At 62.1% G+C, this 14781-nt stretch carries 12 protein-coding genes; 5 read left to right on the top strand and 7 right to left on the bottom strand.

The annotated features are described in order from the left end of the window. Positions 1–6 precede the first annotated feature (6 nt). Positions 7–1299, bottom strand: a complete 1293-nt coding sequence (locus ACSQ2A_RS21080; RefSeq protein WP_436073820.1) for a sensor histidine kinase — start codon at positions 1297–1299, stop codon at positions 7–9. A gap of 87 nt (positions 1300–1386) precedes the next feature. Here ACSQ2A_RS21080 and ppk2 point away from each other — a divergent pair, with 87 nt between their 5' ends. Beyond that, positions 1387–2241, top strand: coding sequence for a polyphosphate kinase 2 (gene ppk2 / locus ACSQ2A_RS21075; protein WP_436073819.1), 855 nt, complete (start codon positions 1387–1389; stop codon positions 2239–2241). Between the two features lie 130 nt (positions 2242–2371). Here the strand turns inward: ppk2 and ACSQ2A_RS21070 are convergent, their stop codons facing one another. After that, on the bottom strand, positions 2372–3283 hold the full coding sequence (locus ACSQ2A_RS21070; protein ID WP_295414264.1) for a sugar kinase: 912 nt from the start codon (positions 3281–3283) through the stop codon (positions 2372–2374). Positions 3284–3438: 155 nt separating this feature from the next. On the opposite strand from ACSQ2A_RS21070, the gene ACSQ2A_RS21065 reads away from it, so the two are divergent. Further along, positions 3439–4911, top strand: coding sequence for a mannitol dehydrogenase family protein (locus ACSQ2A_RS21065; protein ID WP_436073818.1), 1473 nt, complete (start codon positions 3439–3441; stop codon positions 4909–4911). A gap of 129 nt (positions 4912–5040) precedes the next feature. On the opposite strand, the gene ACSQ2A_RS21060 is transcribed toward ACSQ2A_RS21065, so the two are convergent. From ACSQ2A_RS21060 to ACSQ2A_RS21040, 5 genes are all read right to left on the bottom strand, one after another. Then, entirely contained in the window at positions 5041–6195 is a 1155-nt protein-coding gene (locus ACSQ2A_RS21060) for an iron-containing alcohol dehydrogenase (protein WP_436073817.1), read from the bottom strand. A gap of 153 nt (positions 6196–6348) precedes the next feature. Beyond that, entirely contained in the window at positions 6349–7731 is a 1383-nt protein-coding gene (locus tag ACSQ2A_RS21055; RefSeq protein WP_436073816.1) for an aldehyde dehydrogenase family protein, read from the bottom strand. Positions 7732–7902: 171 nt separating this feature from the next. Then, entirely contained in the window at positions 7903–9261 is a 1359-nt protein-coding gene (locus ACSQ2A_RS21050; protein WP_436073815.1) for a glutamine synthetase family protein, read from the bottom strand. A 148-nt stretch (positions 9262–9409) separates the two neighbouring features. Then, the gene (locus tag ACSQ2A_RS21045; RefSeq protein ID WP_295414256.1) at positions 9410–10954 is read right to left on the bottom strand and encodes an amino acid permease; all 1545 of its coding nucleotides are present in this window, start codon (positions 10952–10954) and stop codon (positions 9410–9412) included. Positions 10955–10996: 42 nt separating this feature from the next. Next, positions 10997–11767, bottom strand: coding sequence for an N-formylglutamate amidohydrolase (locus ACSQ2A_RS21040; RefSeq protein ID WP_436073814.1), 771 nt, complete (start codon positions 11765–11767; stop codon positions 10997–10999). A gap of 92 nt (positions 11768–11859) precedes the next feature. Here ACSQ2A_RS21040 and ACSQ2A_RS21035 point away from each other — a divergent pair, with 92 nt between their 5' ends. From ACSQ2A_RS21035 to ACSQ2A_RS21025, 3 genes are all read left to right on the top strand, one after another. After that, positions 11860–12693: a MurR/RpiR family transcriptional regulator gene (locus ACSQ2A_RS21035; protein WP_436073813.1), complete on the top strand. Its 834-nt coding sequence runs from the start codon at positions 11860–11862 to the stop codon at positions 12691–12693. Positions 12694–12826: 133 nt separating this feature from the next. Next, complete coding sequence (locus ACSQ2A_RS21030) at positions 12827–13864, top strand: agmatine deiminase family protein (RefSeq protein ID WP_436073812.1); 1038 nt, start codon at positions 12827–12829, stop codon at positions 13862–13864. Positions 13865–13930: 66 nt separating this feature from the next. Next, on the top strand, positions 13931–14761 hold the full coding sequence (locus tag ACSQ2A_RS21025; RefSeq protein ID WP_436073811.1) for an amidohydrolase family protein: 831 nt from the start codon (positions 13931–13933) through the stop codon (positions 14759–14761). The last annotated feature ends 20 nt before the right edge of the window (positions 14762–14781 follow it).

Here is a 14781-nt window from a genome sequence, read left to right as displayed (position 1 = left end):
ACGGCCCTATGGCAGCATAACATCCACGCGCAGCCCTTCGCCGGGCCGGCTCTTGATGGAAATCTGCCCGCGATGGCGCTGCACGATGTGCTTGACGATGGCAAGGCCCAGGCCCGTGCCCTTCTTCTTGCGGCTCGTTTCCACCTCGATGCGATAGAACCGTTCCGTCATGCGCGGCACATGTTCGGGCTCGACGCCGGGCCCATGGTCGACGACGCTGACGAGGTGCTTGAAGCCACCGCGATCAATCGAGGTCAGCGACACATCCACCGTCCTGCCATCGGCGCCATATTTGATGGCGTTGTCGACAAGGTTTTCGAACACCTCATAGAGCTGGTTGCGGTCACCGATCACCGTTACCGGCCCCTCGGGCAGGTCCAGCACCACGTCGAGCTCTGCCGCCTTGGCCTGGGTCTGCAGCCCCTCGCGCACTTCGCGCAAGAGCCCCGCCAGATCCACCGAACCGGTTGGGCGCACGTGCTGATACATTTCGATGCGCGACAGGCTCAGCAGATCATCGATCAGCCGGCTCATCCGGTCGGCCTGGCCGCGCATGATGCCGAGGAATTTTTCGCGCGCTACCGCGTCCCGCGCTGCCGGGCCGAGCAGGGTATCGATAAAGCCCAGCAAGGAAGCCAGCGGCGTGCGCAGCTCATGGCTGGCATTGGCGATGAAATCGGTGCGCATGGCATCGACGCGCTTGAGTTCCGTCAGGCTCTGGAAGGTCACCAGCAGGTGCCGGTCGTCTTCCTCCAGCCAATCGCTGCCGGGGCTGCGAATAGGCGCCACCGTGACGCGGTCCCAGGTTTCGCTGGGCAGCGTCTCGTGCAGCTCAAAACTATGCGGCGTGCCGGTGCGCAGGGCCGCATCCACGGCCGCCACCAGTTCGGGATTGCGCATGACGAGGGTGAGAACCTTGCCCCTCTGTACATTGGGATACTGACTCGCCGCCGCCTGATTGCGATAGGCAACTGCGCCGCGCCGATCGAGCACGAGACAGGCTTCGCCCAGCGCCTCGGCAAAGGCGGCCATGACATCTTCGCCCGGCCCTTCGGGCAGCACGGGGGCGGCCGGTGTCTCTACAATCCGCGTGACTGTGCGGACGGGCATGGGCAGGAAAGCGACGAAAGCCAGCGCCACAAGATAGCCGAGCGCTGCAAAATCGGGCCGCAGATTGCCAAAAAGTACCAGCGCGACAAAAAGGCCGGCGAGCCCCAGAAGGAGCCCGGCATAGTTGAGGATGCGCGCCAAAATAGCCTGGCCACGCAGCAATGTCTGGGGCGACTGGGAATCGTCCATTTTTGACTGCCGAATCAAGCGCTTACTCCCGCCACTTGCGCGGGATCGAAACTTCTAGCACGGTACCTGTGACAATGGAGCGACAGCGTGAGCGATCCCCTAACTGGCTTTGACATCAACAATCCCGAGCTACCTTCCGCCATCAAGAAGGCGGCCCTGAAATCGGGCGGCTTTCCCTATGACGACAAGCTCGACGGGGATGAATATGACACGCAGCTTTATGCGCTGCAAAAGCAACTCGTGCTGCTGCAGGCGCATACGGCCAAGGCAGGCGAGCGCATCGTCCTCGTCTTCGAAGGGCGCGATGCTGCCGGCAAGGGCGGCACCATCAAGACGATCCTCGAAAACCTCAACCCGCGCTTCAATCTGATCGCGGCGCTGCCCAAGCCCAACGACCGCGAGCGCACGCAATGGTATTTTCAGCGCTATATCGACTGGCTGCCGGCATCGGGCGAAATGGTGCTGTTCGACCGCTCCTGGTACAACCGCGCCGGCGTCGAGCCGGTCATGGGGTTTTGCACGCCCGAAGAAACCGAACTGTTCCTCGATGAAGCCCCGGAATTTGAAAAGCGCCTGACAAAGGACGGCATCCGCCTCTTCAAGTTCTGGCTCTCGATCGGCCGCGAAATGCAGCTGAAACGCTTCCACGATCGCCGTCACGATCCACTCAAGACGTGGAAGCTGTCGCCGATCGATCTCGAAGCGCTGAACAAGTGGGACGACTATTCCAAGGCCAGGGACCGCATGCTGGAGCGCACCGACTGCGCCCACGCTCCCTGGACCGTCATCCGCGCCAATGACAAGCGCCGGCTGCGGCTCAATGTTATCCGGACCGTGCTCAATGGGTTCGAGTACGAGGGCAAGGACAGGAAGGCCATCGGCAAGATCGATGACCAGATCGTGCTGAGTGCGGAAGAGTTCCTGAAGATGGATGGGGAGTGAGGGCATTTCTGCTCTCCCCTACGCCTCAACCCGCTGCGTCATTCCCGCGAAAGCGGGAATCCCTCCTTCGGCACCTCAAACAGAGAGCCCCGCTTACGCGGGGATGACACCGTGGCAGTGACGGAGCGCCCTACTTCAAAAACTTCGGCTCCACCAGCGCACCCTTGTGGCCGATAACCACACCGGCAACGCGATGCGCCTCTTCCGCCGCCTCGCGGATCGACTTTCCGTTCAACCGCGCCGACAGATAGCCGCCATTAAAACTATCCCCGGCTCCAGTGGCATCCACCACCTTCTCGGCCGGTTTCGGCGAAATTCGCACCCGCTCGGAGGCCGTTGCGATCAGTGCCTCCTTGGCCCCGTCCTTGACCACCACTTCCTCGACCCCAAGTTCGAGATAGCGCTCAGCCGTCTCATCCACATTCTTGTCACCAAAAAGCGGCGCCTCGTCCGTGTGCGTCGGCAACACGATATCGCAAAGGCTCGCCGCCGCCGTCAGTACCGAGGCCATCACTCGCGGGCTCGACCACAAGGCCGGCCGCAGATTGGTATCGAAAGCAATCCTGGCGCCATTGTCCCGCGCCTTGACGATAGCCCCCAGCAAACGCCCCCGCGCCTTGGGCGCGAGAATAGCAAGGGTAATGCCGGAGAAATAAACAAGGCTCGCGCCCTCGACCGCCTTTTGCAGCGCCGATTTGTCGTCGGCCAGCAGCTTTGCCGCCGACTGGTCGCGCCAGTAGGTAAAATGCCGGTCGCCCTTGTCCTGATGGATCATATAGAGCCCCGGCCGCCGCTCGGGAATGGTACCGATATGATCGGTGCCGATGTCATTGGTCTTGAGGAAGGCGCGGATATCGTCGGAATAGCGGTCCTTGCCCAACGCCGTCACATAGTCGACGTCCCAGCCCTTCCCCAAGAGCGCGCGGAGATACCAGGCCGTGTTGAGCGTGTCGCCGGCATAGCCGAGGCGATAGGTGCGATCTTCGCCGCCGCTCATTTCGATCATGCATTCGCCAATGCTGACGATCCGCTTGCCGGCCATGGCCATCCTCCCAATTCCTCCAAAGGCTTATGCCGGGCGCCGCTTGCGCGGACAAGCCTGCAACCCATAAACAAGCGTACCTAGCCGCAACTAGTCTTCCATACAAGATTGGAAGCCACTATGCTGCGCCCGATTTGTTTGTCCACGGAGCCGTCATGACCAGCCCGCGCCTCAGCCCCGCCACCCTTGGCTCCCTCAAGCCGGGCATTGGCGTGCCGAACTATGATCGGGCCAAGGTGACCCCCGGCATCGTGCATCTGGGCATCGGCGCCTTTCACCGTGCGCATATGGCCGTCTATGTCGACGATCTCCTCGCCCAGGACCCGAGCTGGGGCATTGTCGGCGCCAGCCTCCGCCGCCCGGACACCAAGGAAGCCCTCGAACCCCAAGGCGGGCTCTACACCATCGCCGTGCGCGATGCCGCGGGCACGCATCCGCGCGTCATCGGCTCCATCCTCTCGGTGATGGACGCCAACACCGAGCGCGACGCCCTCCTCGACCTGATGGCGAGCGAGAACATCCGCATCGTCTCGCTGACCGTCACCGAAAAAGGCTATTGCCACGACCCGGCAACTGGCGAGCTCGACCAGCGGCATCCCGATATTGTCCACGACCTCGCCAATCCCGCCACGCCAAAATCCGCCCCCGGCATGCTGGTTGAAGCCCTTGCCCGCCGCAAGGCCGCCGGCATCGCGCCCTTCACGGTAATGAGCTGCGACAACCTCCCCTCCAATGGCGAGACCGCCAAGCGCATCGTCACCCGCTTCGCAGCGCTGCGTGACGCCGATCTCGGCGAATGGGTCAAATCGGTCGCCTTCCCCTCGACCATGGTCGACCGCATCGTGCCCTCCACCACCGATGCCGACCGAACTGAGGTGACCGACCTGATCGGCGCCGAAGACGCCTGGCCGATCATGACCGAACCCTTTACCCAGTGGGTGATCGAAGACCATTTCCCGTCCGGCCGCCCCTCCTTCGAAAAGGTCGGCGCGCAGCTGGTGCAAAACGTCGAACCCTTCGAGCTGATGAAGCTGCGCATGCTCAATGGCTCGCACTCGACCATGGCGTATCTGGGCTATCTCGGCGGCTACCAATATATCGCCGAGGTCATGGGCGACGCGGCCTATGTAAAGCTCATCCACGGCCTGATGACCGAAGAAGCCATGCCAACCCTCAACATGCCCGGCACCGACCTCGGCTTGTATCGCGATCAGCTCCTCGAACGTTTTCGTAACCCGGCCCTAAAACACCGCACCTGGCAGATCGCCATGGACGGTAGCCAAAAACTGCCGCAGCGCCTCCTCGGCACCATCCGCGATCGCCTCAAGGCCGGCCAGCCGATCACCCGCCTCGCCCTCGGCGTTGCCGCCTGGATGCGGTACGTCACCGGCATTGACGAGGAAGGCAACGAGATCGACGTCAGGGATCCGCATGCACTGAAAATGATGGCGATTTCGGCTGATGCCGGGGACGATCCGGTGGCGCTCTATGAGGGCCTGTCGAGCCTGACGGAGGTTTTTGGTACGGACCTGGCCGGAAACGCCGTGTTCCGCGACACGGTCGTGCGCCACCTTGAAAGCCTCTTCGATGAAGGCGCCAAGGCGACTGTGGCCAAGGTCGCTGGCTGATCGGGAGCCGGCGCACTCGCTTTTCCCACAGCGTCATTCCCGCGAAAGCGGGAATCTCTGTTTCCAAAAAGTGAGATTCCCGCTTTCGCGGGAATGACACCGAGAGAAAGTTGGCGGGCCGGAAGGTGCCTAAACCTTCCCCTCCAGCGCCCGATCGAAAATCGCCAACGCGCGTTCCTTGGTCAGCTCAACGGGATTGCCGCCAGCCGTCGGGTCGACAATGGCCATATCGCCAATCTTGTCCCGCTGCGCACCATCCACGCCAAAATCCCTCAGCGTATGGGGCACTTCCAATCGCAGCCGCAGCCCGATCACTGCATGCAGGAACGCGTCAAAACTCGGCGCCAGCCCGATATAGGCCGCCAGCCGCGCGATTTTTCCCTCGATGGCCGATTTATTCGCCTGCAGCACATAGGGCATGAACACGGCATTGGTCATGCCATGATGCGTATCATAGAGCGCGCCCACCGGATGGCTCAGCGCATGAATGGCCCCCAGCCCCTTCTGAAAGGCCGTCGCCCCCATGGCCGCCGCGCTCATCATATGGCCGCGCGCCTCGATATCGTTCGGGTTCGCCGCCACCTTGGGCAGGTTTTCAAACACCAGCCGAATACCCTCGACCGCAATGCCATCGGCCAGCGGGTGGTAGCCCGGCGCACAGTAGGCTTCGAGGCAATGCGCCAACGCATCCATGCCCGTACCCACGGTGATGAACTTCGGCATGCCCACCGTTAGTTCGGGATCGGCGATGACGACCTTGGGCATCATCAGCGGATGAAAAATCACCTTCTTGGTATGCGTCGTCTCGTCGGTGATGACGCCGGCGCGCCCCACTTCCGAACCCGTCCCCGCCGTCGTCGGCACGGCGACGATCGGAAAAATCCCCTTGGGATCGGCCCGCGTCCACCAATCGCCAATATCCTCAAAGTCCCACATGGGCCGCGTCTGCCCGGCCATGAAGGCAATCACCTTGGCCGTATCGAGCCCGGAACCACCGCCAAAAGCGATGACCCCGTCATAACCGCCCTCGCGCAGCACTTTTATGCCGGCCTCGACATTGGCCGAAATCGGGTTGGGTTTCACATCGGAGAAAAGCCCAACCTCGATGCCCCCAGCCTTCAAATCTGCCAGCACTTTTTGCGTTACCGGCAATGCCGCCAGCCCCGCATCGGTCACCAGCAGCGGCTTCTTTATTCCCGCCACCTTCAACGCATCGGGCAATTCGGCAATACGCCCCGCCCCGAAGCGGACGGCGGTCGGATAATTCCAGTTGGCTTTGGTCATGCTAGCCTCTTGTCCCTAACTAACTCTCCGTCGTCATTGCCGGGCTTGTCCCGGCAATCCATCTCACCTCCGCTGGGGACCACCGGGACAAGCCCGGTGGTGACGATAGAACGGAGAGAAGTCCTGGCGCCTCGAACCACGAGGGCATGGCACTCAAACCCGCCGGAGATGAAAACTCTTGGGCTGGGTCAAATTGTGGTAGCCGATCTCGCTCAGGCCCCCGCCCTTGCCGGTGTCTTTCACACCGGTCCAAACGAGCGCGGGGTCAAGATAGTCGCAGCGATTGGCGAAAACCGTGCCGGTCTCCACCTCGCCGCCGATCCGTCCGGCGGCAGCAATATCTGCCGTCCAGATCGACGCCGTCAGCCCATAGGGACTGTCATTCATCAGCGTAATCGCCTCGGCATCATCAGCCACCTTCATGATGCCCACAACCGGCCCGAAGCTTTCTTCGCGCATGACGCTCATCTGGTGATTGACCCCCGTCAGCACTTCCGGCGCGAGGTAAGGCGAACCCGCCATATCGCGCGTGTCACCCCAGTTGAGATGCCTCCTCGCGCCGCCGCGCACGGCTTCTTCTGTCTGCTGACGCACATGATCGGCAAAGTTGCTGCGCGCCATGGGACCGACAATGGTGTCGGGATCGAGCGGATCGCCCAGAGTCCAGCCCCGCGCCTGCTCAAGGAACCGTTCGACAAAACCGTCAAAAGCCTCGGCATGCACATAGATGCGCTCGACGCCGCAGCACGATTGCCCGGAATTGAAAAAGCTGCCATCGACGAGGTTTTCGGCGGCAAAATCGAGATTGGCATCGGCGCGGACATAGGCCGGGTCCTTGCCACCAAGCTCAAGGCCCAGTGTGGCAAAAGTCCCGGCCGCCGCCCTCTCGATCCGCCGCCCGCCTTCCACCGATCCGGTGAAATTGATGTGGTCGATCTCGCCCGACCCAACGAGTTTTTCCGTGTCGGCATGGCCAAGCACCAGGTTCTGGAAAATGCCCTCCGGCAGTCCGCCGGCCTTCGCCGCCGCCGCAAAGCGCTCGCCGGCCAGCAGCGTCTGGCTCGCATGTTTTAGGAGCACCGCATTGCCCGCCACCAACGCCGGAACGATGGAATTAACCGCCGTCAGGAACGGATAATTCCAGGGCGCGATAACCAGCACGACGCCCAGCGGTTCATGCGCGATATAGCGCACAAAGCCCTCTTTCTCGGGCCGCATGGAGGGCGCCAGCGTCGTCTCGGCGATGCCAAGCATATGCCGGCTGCGTTCCTCGACCCCGCGCTTTTCCGCGCCAAAGCGGATCGGCCGCCCCATTTGCCAGGCGAGTTCAGGCACGATCTCGTCGTTCATGGCGAGCAGCGCATCGACCATGCGCCCCACCGCCGCAACGCGCTCGGCCACCGCCACCGCACGCCAGACCCGCTGCGCCGCCTTGGCCCGGCTTACGGCCGCAGCGATGGCAGCCCCATCCAGCGTCTGCCGCTCGGCAAAGACTTTTCCGCTCACGGGAGAAATGATCTGGACCGTCTCGGTCATGCTTTTATTCCGTTCAAACTCAATGTCATTTTCGGGGGAGCCAACCGGCACTCCCCCTTCCTCCGTCACTACCGGGCTTGTCCCGGTAGTCCATGCCAGCCGCGAGATGGATTGCCGGGACAAGCCCGGCAATGACGACTAGGGATGATCCTCATCGAGGACGAACATCCCTCAGCTCCGCTCGAACCCACGCTTGCGCTCCCAGTCGGTCACGCGGCGATCATATTCGAACTGCTCCCAATTGCCCGTGTGCACATAGTGTTCCACCACCTCGGCCCCGAAAGCCTCGCTGAGCATTTTTGATCCCTTGAGCGCCGCCACCGCATCGCGAAGCGTCTTATGCACCTCGCGCAGCTTTTCGCCCGAATAGGCATCACCCGAAAAGGCCGGCTCCAGCGTGAGCTTGTCCTCGATCCCCTTCAGCCCCGCCGCCAGCAGCGCCGCAAAGGCGAGGTATGGATTGAGATCGGCCCCACCAATGCGGCACTCGACGCGCACGCCCTTGGTGTTCTCGCCGCAAAGCCGGAAGCCTGCCGTGCGGTTATCGCTGCTCCAGATCGCCTTGGTCGGTGCAAAGGTGCCGACCTGGAAGCGCTTGTAGGAATTGATATAGGGCGCAAGGAAATAGGTGATGTCGCCGGCATAGGTAAGAAGCCCCGCCATGAAATGCTTCATCAGCCCCGACATGCCAAGTTCGTCGCTCTCGTCGATGAACTGGTTTTTTCCATCTTTCGCCAATGACATATGGATATGCGCCGAAGACCCGGCGAGATCATAAGCCCACTTGGCCATGAAGGTGACGGCCTTGCCCTGGCCGAAGGCGATTTCCTTGGTGGCGTTCTTGATGACCACATGCCGGTCGGCCATGGTGAGCGCCTCGGCATAGCGGACGTTGATTTCTTCCTGGCCCGGCCCCCATTCGCCCTTGGAGTTTTCGACCGGAATGCCCGAGGCATGCAGCTGATTGCGCAGCGCCCGCATCACCCCTTCTTCCTTGGTCGTCTGGAAGATGTGGTAATCCTCGATGTAATATCCGGCCGCCGTCAGGTTCTGATAGCCCTTCTCATGGGCCGATCGGAACGTCTCGTCGAAGAGATAGAATTCGAGCTCGCTGGCAAAATTGGCCGAAAGCCCCAGCGCTTCCAGTCGCGCCAATTGCTTCTTCAAAATGCTGCGCGGCGCATGCGGAATGGGTTCGTGATGATGGTGGTCGACGAGATCGGCCAGCACCAGTGCCGTTCCCTCAAGCCATGTACATTTCATCAATGTGGAAATGTCGGGCTTCATGACGAAGTCGCCGTAGCCCTTGCCCCAGTTTGCCGCCGCATAGCCGGGCACCGGTTCCATGTCGATATCGTCGGCCAGCAGGTAATTGCAGCCATGGGTCTCGTCCATGGCGCCCTCGAGAAAGAATTCTGCCTGAAAACGCTTGCCGATCAGCCGTCCCTGCATGTCGGGAAAGGCGACCAGCACCGTGTCGATGCGCCCGGCGGCGACGTCTGCGCGAAGAGTGTCGAGCGAATAGCTCAATTTTATTCCCTCAGTTTCTGTCCCTCCCCAAGCACCGCGTCATTCCCCCGAAAGCGGGAATCTCCCTTGGCGGCGGCTGGGGTTTCCCGCTTTCGCGGGAAGACGTTGTGGATGGAAGGCGCAGCGGTGCCGCGCCTTCCCAATTTGGTCAGGCCTTTGGTGCCACCGCCGCCGCGACCGCGGCATCGCCGCGATGCTCAAGCGCGAACTCTTCTTCGGGCGAGAGGATCAGCTTGTTGCGCCCCACCAGGGCGAAATAGATGATGCCCACCGCACACCAGGCGATCACCCAGATGACGCCCTTGAAGAAGTTCGGGTCCTGCAGCTGGTAGAACAGTGTCACCGTGGCGATGATGATGGTCACGGTGGCCCCCGGCACGCCGAGCGGCGAGCGGAAGGGGCGTTCGATATTGGGCTGGTTGCGCCGCAGAAGGATGAAACTGATCCCCTGCATGATGTAGCTCAGCATGGCGCCGAACACGGCCATATTGAGCAGCACGGTGCCGATGAGATCGTCGCCGAGCTGGGTTTCCCCCGAGCCGCCGCCGCCATTGGCAAACCAGATCACCAGCATGACGGCGAGGCCGAGCAACGCGCCCGAAATCATGGCCACATGCGGGGTCTTGTACTTTTCATGCGTGACCGACAGCCCCGAAGGGAAATAGCCGGCACGGCTCAGCGAATAGACCTGCCGCCCCTGCGCATAGAGAATGGTGTGGAACGAGGCGATAAGCCCCGTCAGCGCCACCAGCCCCAGCACCACCGCACCCGCATCGCCATAAATGGCCCGGAAGCCGTCGAGCAGCGGTTCGAGCGAAGAGCCGAGCGCAAAACTGCCGATGCCGTTCACCGATGGGTTGAGCAGCACGATCATGAAGGCCGAGAGCAGGAGCGTCGCAAATCCGAGCAGAATGCCACGCGGCAGATCGCGCTTGGGATCGACCGATTCTTCGGCGGCCAGCGGCACCTGCTCAATGGCAAGGAACAGCCAGACCGCGAAGGGGAGCGTTGCGAGCACACCCTGCCAGCCGAAGGGGAACCAGGAGCCGTTGCCATCGGGCAATTCGACCGCCTTGCCGTCCTCGCCAACCCCGATATTGAGCGCCCAGCGGCCAAAATCCATATTGGGAATGGCCGAGATCCAGAACACCACCAGCACGGCCAGCGAGATCAGGGTGACGACCAGCGTCACCTTGTAGCTCAGCGCCACGCCATAGATGTTGAGCGCCAGAAACACCGCGAAGAAGACGATCCAGAGGATCGGATAAAGCGCGGTATCCATGCCCGTGATCGAACCAAAATAGCCCGAAATAAAGGTGACGATCACCGCCGGGGTCAGCACATATTCGACATTCTCGAAAAGCCCGGTGACGAAGCCACCCCATGGCCCCATGGAGGTACGCGCGAAGGAATAGGCCGCCCCCGTATGCGGCAGGGCCGGGCTCATTTCGGCAATGGAGGAAACGAGGCCCAGATACATCACCGCGATGATGGCGCCGGCCACCAGCATGCCGCCCCAGCCACCGGTCGCAAAACCAAAGTTCCAGCCGGAAAAATGGCCTGAAATCACCGCGCCCACGCCGAGCGCCCAAAGCGACCAGATGCCAGCATAGCGCTGCAGCCCCCGCTTTTCGAAATACGACTTGTCTCGTGTCGCATAAGCGACACTTCCCACCTTCTTGGTATCAGCCATGGTCCCTGTCCCCTTGGTTATGCTGAACCCTGTGTGTCCCGCCTAATGCGTCCGGGCCTGTTGTCGCGCCTCGCGCGCATGCTGCAGGCTCCGCGCGATGAGGCCAGCCCATTGGCCAACCCCGTCTGGCGAGAGAATTTCGTCGTTACGGATTTCGATCATGGTGGCTTCGAGCCCGCGCCCGTCGCCATGCTTTTCGAGCGTGAGCGTCACGCCATTGAGCGCGGCATAGGGCTCGTTCCAGCCGATATTGAGTTCGGGCCGCTCCGCCGCCATGGCATCGCGAAAAGCGCGGGTAAAGCGGTCGTCCCGCCCATGGATGACGCCGATGGGCCAGGGCCGCTTTTTGCCTAGAAAGACGGGGGTAAACGAATGCATGCAGACCACGATGGTCTCCACGCCCGCATGGCGGCGCGCTTCGAGCAGGACGTCGATGGCGCCGTGAAAGGGTCGATGATACTGGGCGATACGATAGTCCCGTTCTTCAGTCGTAATGTTTTCATTGGCCGCAATGCGCGTGCGCTCGGAGAGCGTCCAGATCAGGTCCGGCGCATCGAGGGCGCGATTACAGTCGATGATGAGGCGCGACACGGTGGATTCGACCAGCGGGGCATCGAGCAGCGCCGACAGTTCCCGGCTCACCGCCAGCGCGCCCGGATCCCAGGCGATATGGCTCAGCCTTTCGCTAGCCGACAGGCCGAGATCCCCATAGCGCTCGGGAATACGGTTGGAGGCGTGGTCGCACAGCAGGACGAAGGGCGAAGCCCCCCGCGCATTGGTCACCAGAACCGATTTCTGCGCCTCGCTGTCCATATTCCCTCTATAGGCAAGCGATCAATTTCTGTAACAGTAGTTCCACAACCATAATCTGTGTCAATATTGAAACGCAGAATTCAGGGGGCCGAATGGAGGGCAAGACCGTCGCCGCGCGGATTCACGATCTCGACGAGCAGCTGACCGCTGCCGGGCGAAGAGCCGCGCGCGGGCTTTTGGGCAATTATCCGCTGCTCGGCCTCGCGCCGGTCGCCGAGTTCGCTGCGGGCGCCGGGGTCAGCGCCGCCACCATCGTGCGTTTCGTCGCGCAATTGGGCTTCAAATCCTATCCCGATTTCCAGCGCGCCCTGCGCGAAGAGCTGGAAGAACGCTCGAAATCGCCGCTGCAGCGCGGCGCGACACCCCCGGGTCATGCCGGCGAGGCGCCCTATCTCTCGGCCTTCCTCGCCCAATCGGCCCGCCGCATGGAAGAAACAGCGGCCCTGATCTCGCCCGGTGAATTCGAGACCGTCTGCCGGCGCCTGGCTGAAACCAAGCGCGCCTGCTACCTCGCCGGCGGCCGCTTTACCGATTTTCTCGCCGGGTATCTGGAAGCCCATCTCCGGCTCATCCGCCCCGGCACCCGCCGCCTCGACGGGCGCCCCGCCACATCGGCCGACCAGCTTATCGACGTCAAACCGGGCGACCTCGCCATCCTCTTCGACGTCCGCCGCTACGATCCGGCTATGCTCGACATTGCCCACACACTCTCCCGGCGAAAAGCGCACATCGTCCTTATCACCGACGAATGGCTGAGCCCCATCGCCCGCCACGCCCGCTATTGCCTCCCCTGCCGCACCGAAACCGGCCGCACCTGGGACGCTAATGCCGTGCTGCTCGGGCTGGTTGAGGCGATCATTGCAAGGGTGACGGAACTGGGCTGGGAGACGGCCAGCGAACGCATCGGAGCGCTGGAGGGGGAGTAGGCGCTCGTTTGTTGCGCGTGCTTCCATCCGTTGCTACTCGTCTGCGATGAAGAACATCATGCACACGCGCCGGGCATTTATTAGGGACAGTCTCTCTTTGTCCGGCGCAGTGCTGGCCGGAGGCGCGTCGCTGATGAGCATTCCTCCCACCTTCGCCCAGAGCAACGGCGCTTCGTGGCGTATGCCCGATGAAGGCGATCCGCATGCCGCAACCTGGATGGCTTTCGGCCCCAGTGCAAAAATCTGGGGCCGCGATCTGTTGCCGGACGTGCGGGAAAACCTCGCCACCATCGCCAGAACGATCGCCGTCTATGAGCCGGTCAACATGCTGGTGCGGCAGGAAGACTTCGACCTCGCCTCGGACCTCTGCGGCCCCACAGTGAACCTGATCGTCATGCCGATCGACGACCTGTGGATGCGCGATACCGGACCCGTTTTCGTGAGGGATCAGACCGGCAAGATCAGCGGCGTCGATTTCAACTTCAATGGCTGGGGCGACAAGCAGGCCCATGCGCGCGACGCCAAGGTTGCCAGTTTCGTTGCCGGGGAAGCGCAGGCGCCTGTCCTCAATACCAGGCTCGTGCTCGAAGGCGGGGGCATCGAGGTTGACGGCCAGGGCACGGCAATCATCACGGAGAGCTGCGTACTCAACCCAAACCGAAATCCGGGCGTCAGCAAGGAGCAGTGCGAGGCCGAATTGTCCCGGCTTCTGGGGCTGGAAAAGATCATCTGGCTGCCTGGGATCAGGGGCAAGGACATTACCGATGGCCACACCGATTTTTATGCCCGCTTCGCGCGCCCCGGCGTTGTGGTTGCTGGCCTTGATCTCGACCCGGCTTCCTTTGATCACCCTGTTACCAAGCGACATCTGGAAATCTTGCAGGCCTCTACCGACGCACAGGGGCGCAGCCTCGAAGTGGTCACGCTGCCCGGTCCATCATTCGTGCGGGAGGAACTTGAGACCGACGATTTCGCGGCGGGCTATATCAACTTTTACCTCTGCAATGGCGCCGCGATCGCCCCCGAGTTCGGCGACGACGACGCCGATGGCCATGCCTACGACACGCTGCAAAAGCTGTTTCCGGATCGAGAGATCGTGCAGTTGAACATCGATGCCATTGCGGCCGGGGGTGGCGGCATCCACTGCACGACACAGCAGCAGCCTCTCTGAGTGCGGGGTAACCATCCCCCTGTGAACGCCGCAATTTTCTGCTAGCTAGGGCGCAGGAGGACAACCATGCGCATTATCGACACCCACCTTCACCTCATCTATCCCGACCGGCTTTCCTACCCCTGGCTCGGCAACGCTCCGGCCATCAACAAGCCGTGGAGCGTAGAGGCCTATTGGGCCGAGGCGAAGCCACTGGGCGTCGAAGCCGCATTCCATATGGAGGTAGATGTCGCTGAAGCCGATATCTTGGCCGAGACCGAATTCGTCCTCGGCCTCCCCGGCATCACGGGCGCCATCGCGGCGTGCCGCCCCGAGCATGCGGATTTCTCGGCCCAGCTCGAAAAACTGCTCGCCGTTGGCAAGGGGCGCATAAAAGGCCTGCGCCGCATTCTCCACGAAGTGCCGGACGATGTCAGCGAACCCCAACTCTTCGCCGACAATCTGCGCCTCCTCGCCCAGCATGGGCTCACTTTCGACCTATGCCTCCGCGCCGATCAGCTGTATCTGGGCGTCGCGCTGGCGAAAAAAGTCCCCGAAGTGACCTTCATCCTCGACCATTGCGGCAATCCCGACATCAATGGCATTGGCCTCGACCCATGGCGGCAGAGTCTCAGGCAAGTCGCCGCCCTGCCCAATGTCATGGGCAAGGTTTCGGGCATCGTAAATCACTGCGATCCGGACTGGACCCATGAAACCCTGCGTCCCTATGTCGAGCATGTCATCGACAGCTTTGGCTGGGACCGCGTCGTCTGGGGTTCGGACCATCCGGTCGTCACTCTCACCGGCTCGCTCACCCGCTGGGTCGAAGCGGCACGCGAGATCGTTGCGGGCGAAACCACCGAGAACCAGGAAAAGCTCTTTTCCCGGAATGCCGAGCGCATCTATCGCGTGGCGTAGGGTTGGATGGCGTTTACCTG

Source organism: Devosia sp. LjRoot3, from assembly GCF_964252865.1.
Classification (GTDB): Bacteria; Pseudomonadota; Alphaproteobacteria; order Rhizobiales; family Devosiaceae; genus Devosia.
This window is presented reverse-complemented; position numbering and strand designations above follow the sequence as displayed.

Excerpts from the sequence above, each read along its gene's own strand:
- ACSQ2A_RS21080 (WP_436073820.1), bottom strand. The coding sequence starts at position 1,299 with ATGGACGATTCCCAGTCGCCCCAGACATTGCTGCGTGGCCAGGCTATT.
- ACSQ2A_RS21070 (WP_295414264.1), bottom strand. The coding sequence starts at position 3,283 with ATGGCCGGCAAGCGGATCGTCAGCATTGGCGAATGCATGATCGAAATG.
- ACSQ2A_RS21065 (WP_436073818.1), top strand. The coding sequence starts at position 3,439 with ATGACCAGCCCGCGCCTCAGCCCCGCCACCCTTGGCTCCCTCAAGCCG.
- ACSQ2A_RS21060 (WP_436073817.1), bottom strand. The coding sequence starts at position 6,195 with ATGACCAAAGCCAACTGGAATTATCCGACCGCCGTCCGCTTCGGGGCG.
- ACSQ2A_RS21055 (WP_436073816.1), bottom strand. The coding sequence starts at position 7,731 with ATGACCGAGACGGTCCAGATCATTTCTCCCGTGAGCGGAAAAGTCTTT.
- ACSQ2A_RS21045 (WP_295414256.1), bottom strand. The coding sequence starts at position 10,954 with ATGGCTGATACCAAGAAGGTGGGAAGTGTCGCTTATGCGACACGAGAC.
- ACSQ2A_RS21040 (WP_436073814.1), bottom strand. The coding sequence starts at position 11,767 with ATGGACAGCGAGGCGCAGAAATCGGTTCTGGTGACCAATGCGCGGGGG.
- ACSQ2A_RS21035 (WP_436073813.1), top strand. The coding sequence starts at position 11,860 with ATGGAGGGCAAGACCGTCGCCGCGCGGATTCACGATCTCGACGAGCAG.
- ACSQ2A_RS21030 (WP_436073812.1), top strand. The coding sequence starts at position 12,827 with ATGAGCATTCCTCCCACCTTCGCCCAGAGCAACGGCGCTTCGTGGCGT.
- ACSQ2A_RS21025 (WP_436073811.1), top strand. The coding sequence starts at position 13,931 with ATGCGCATTATCGACACCCACCTTCACCTCATCTATCCCGACCGGCTT.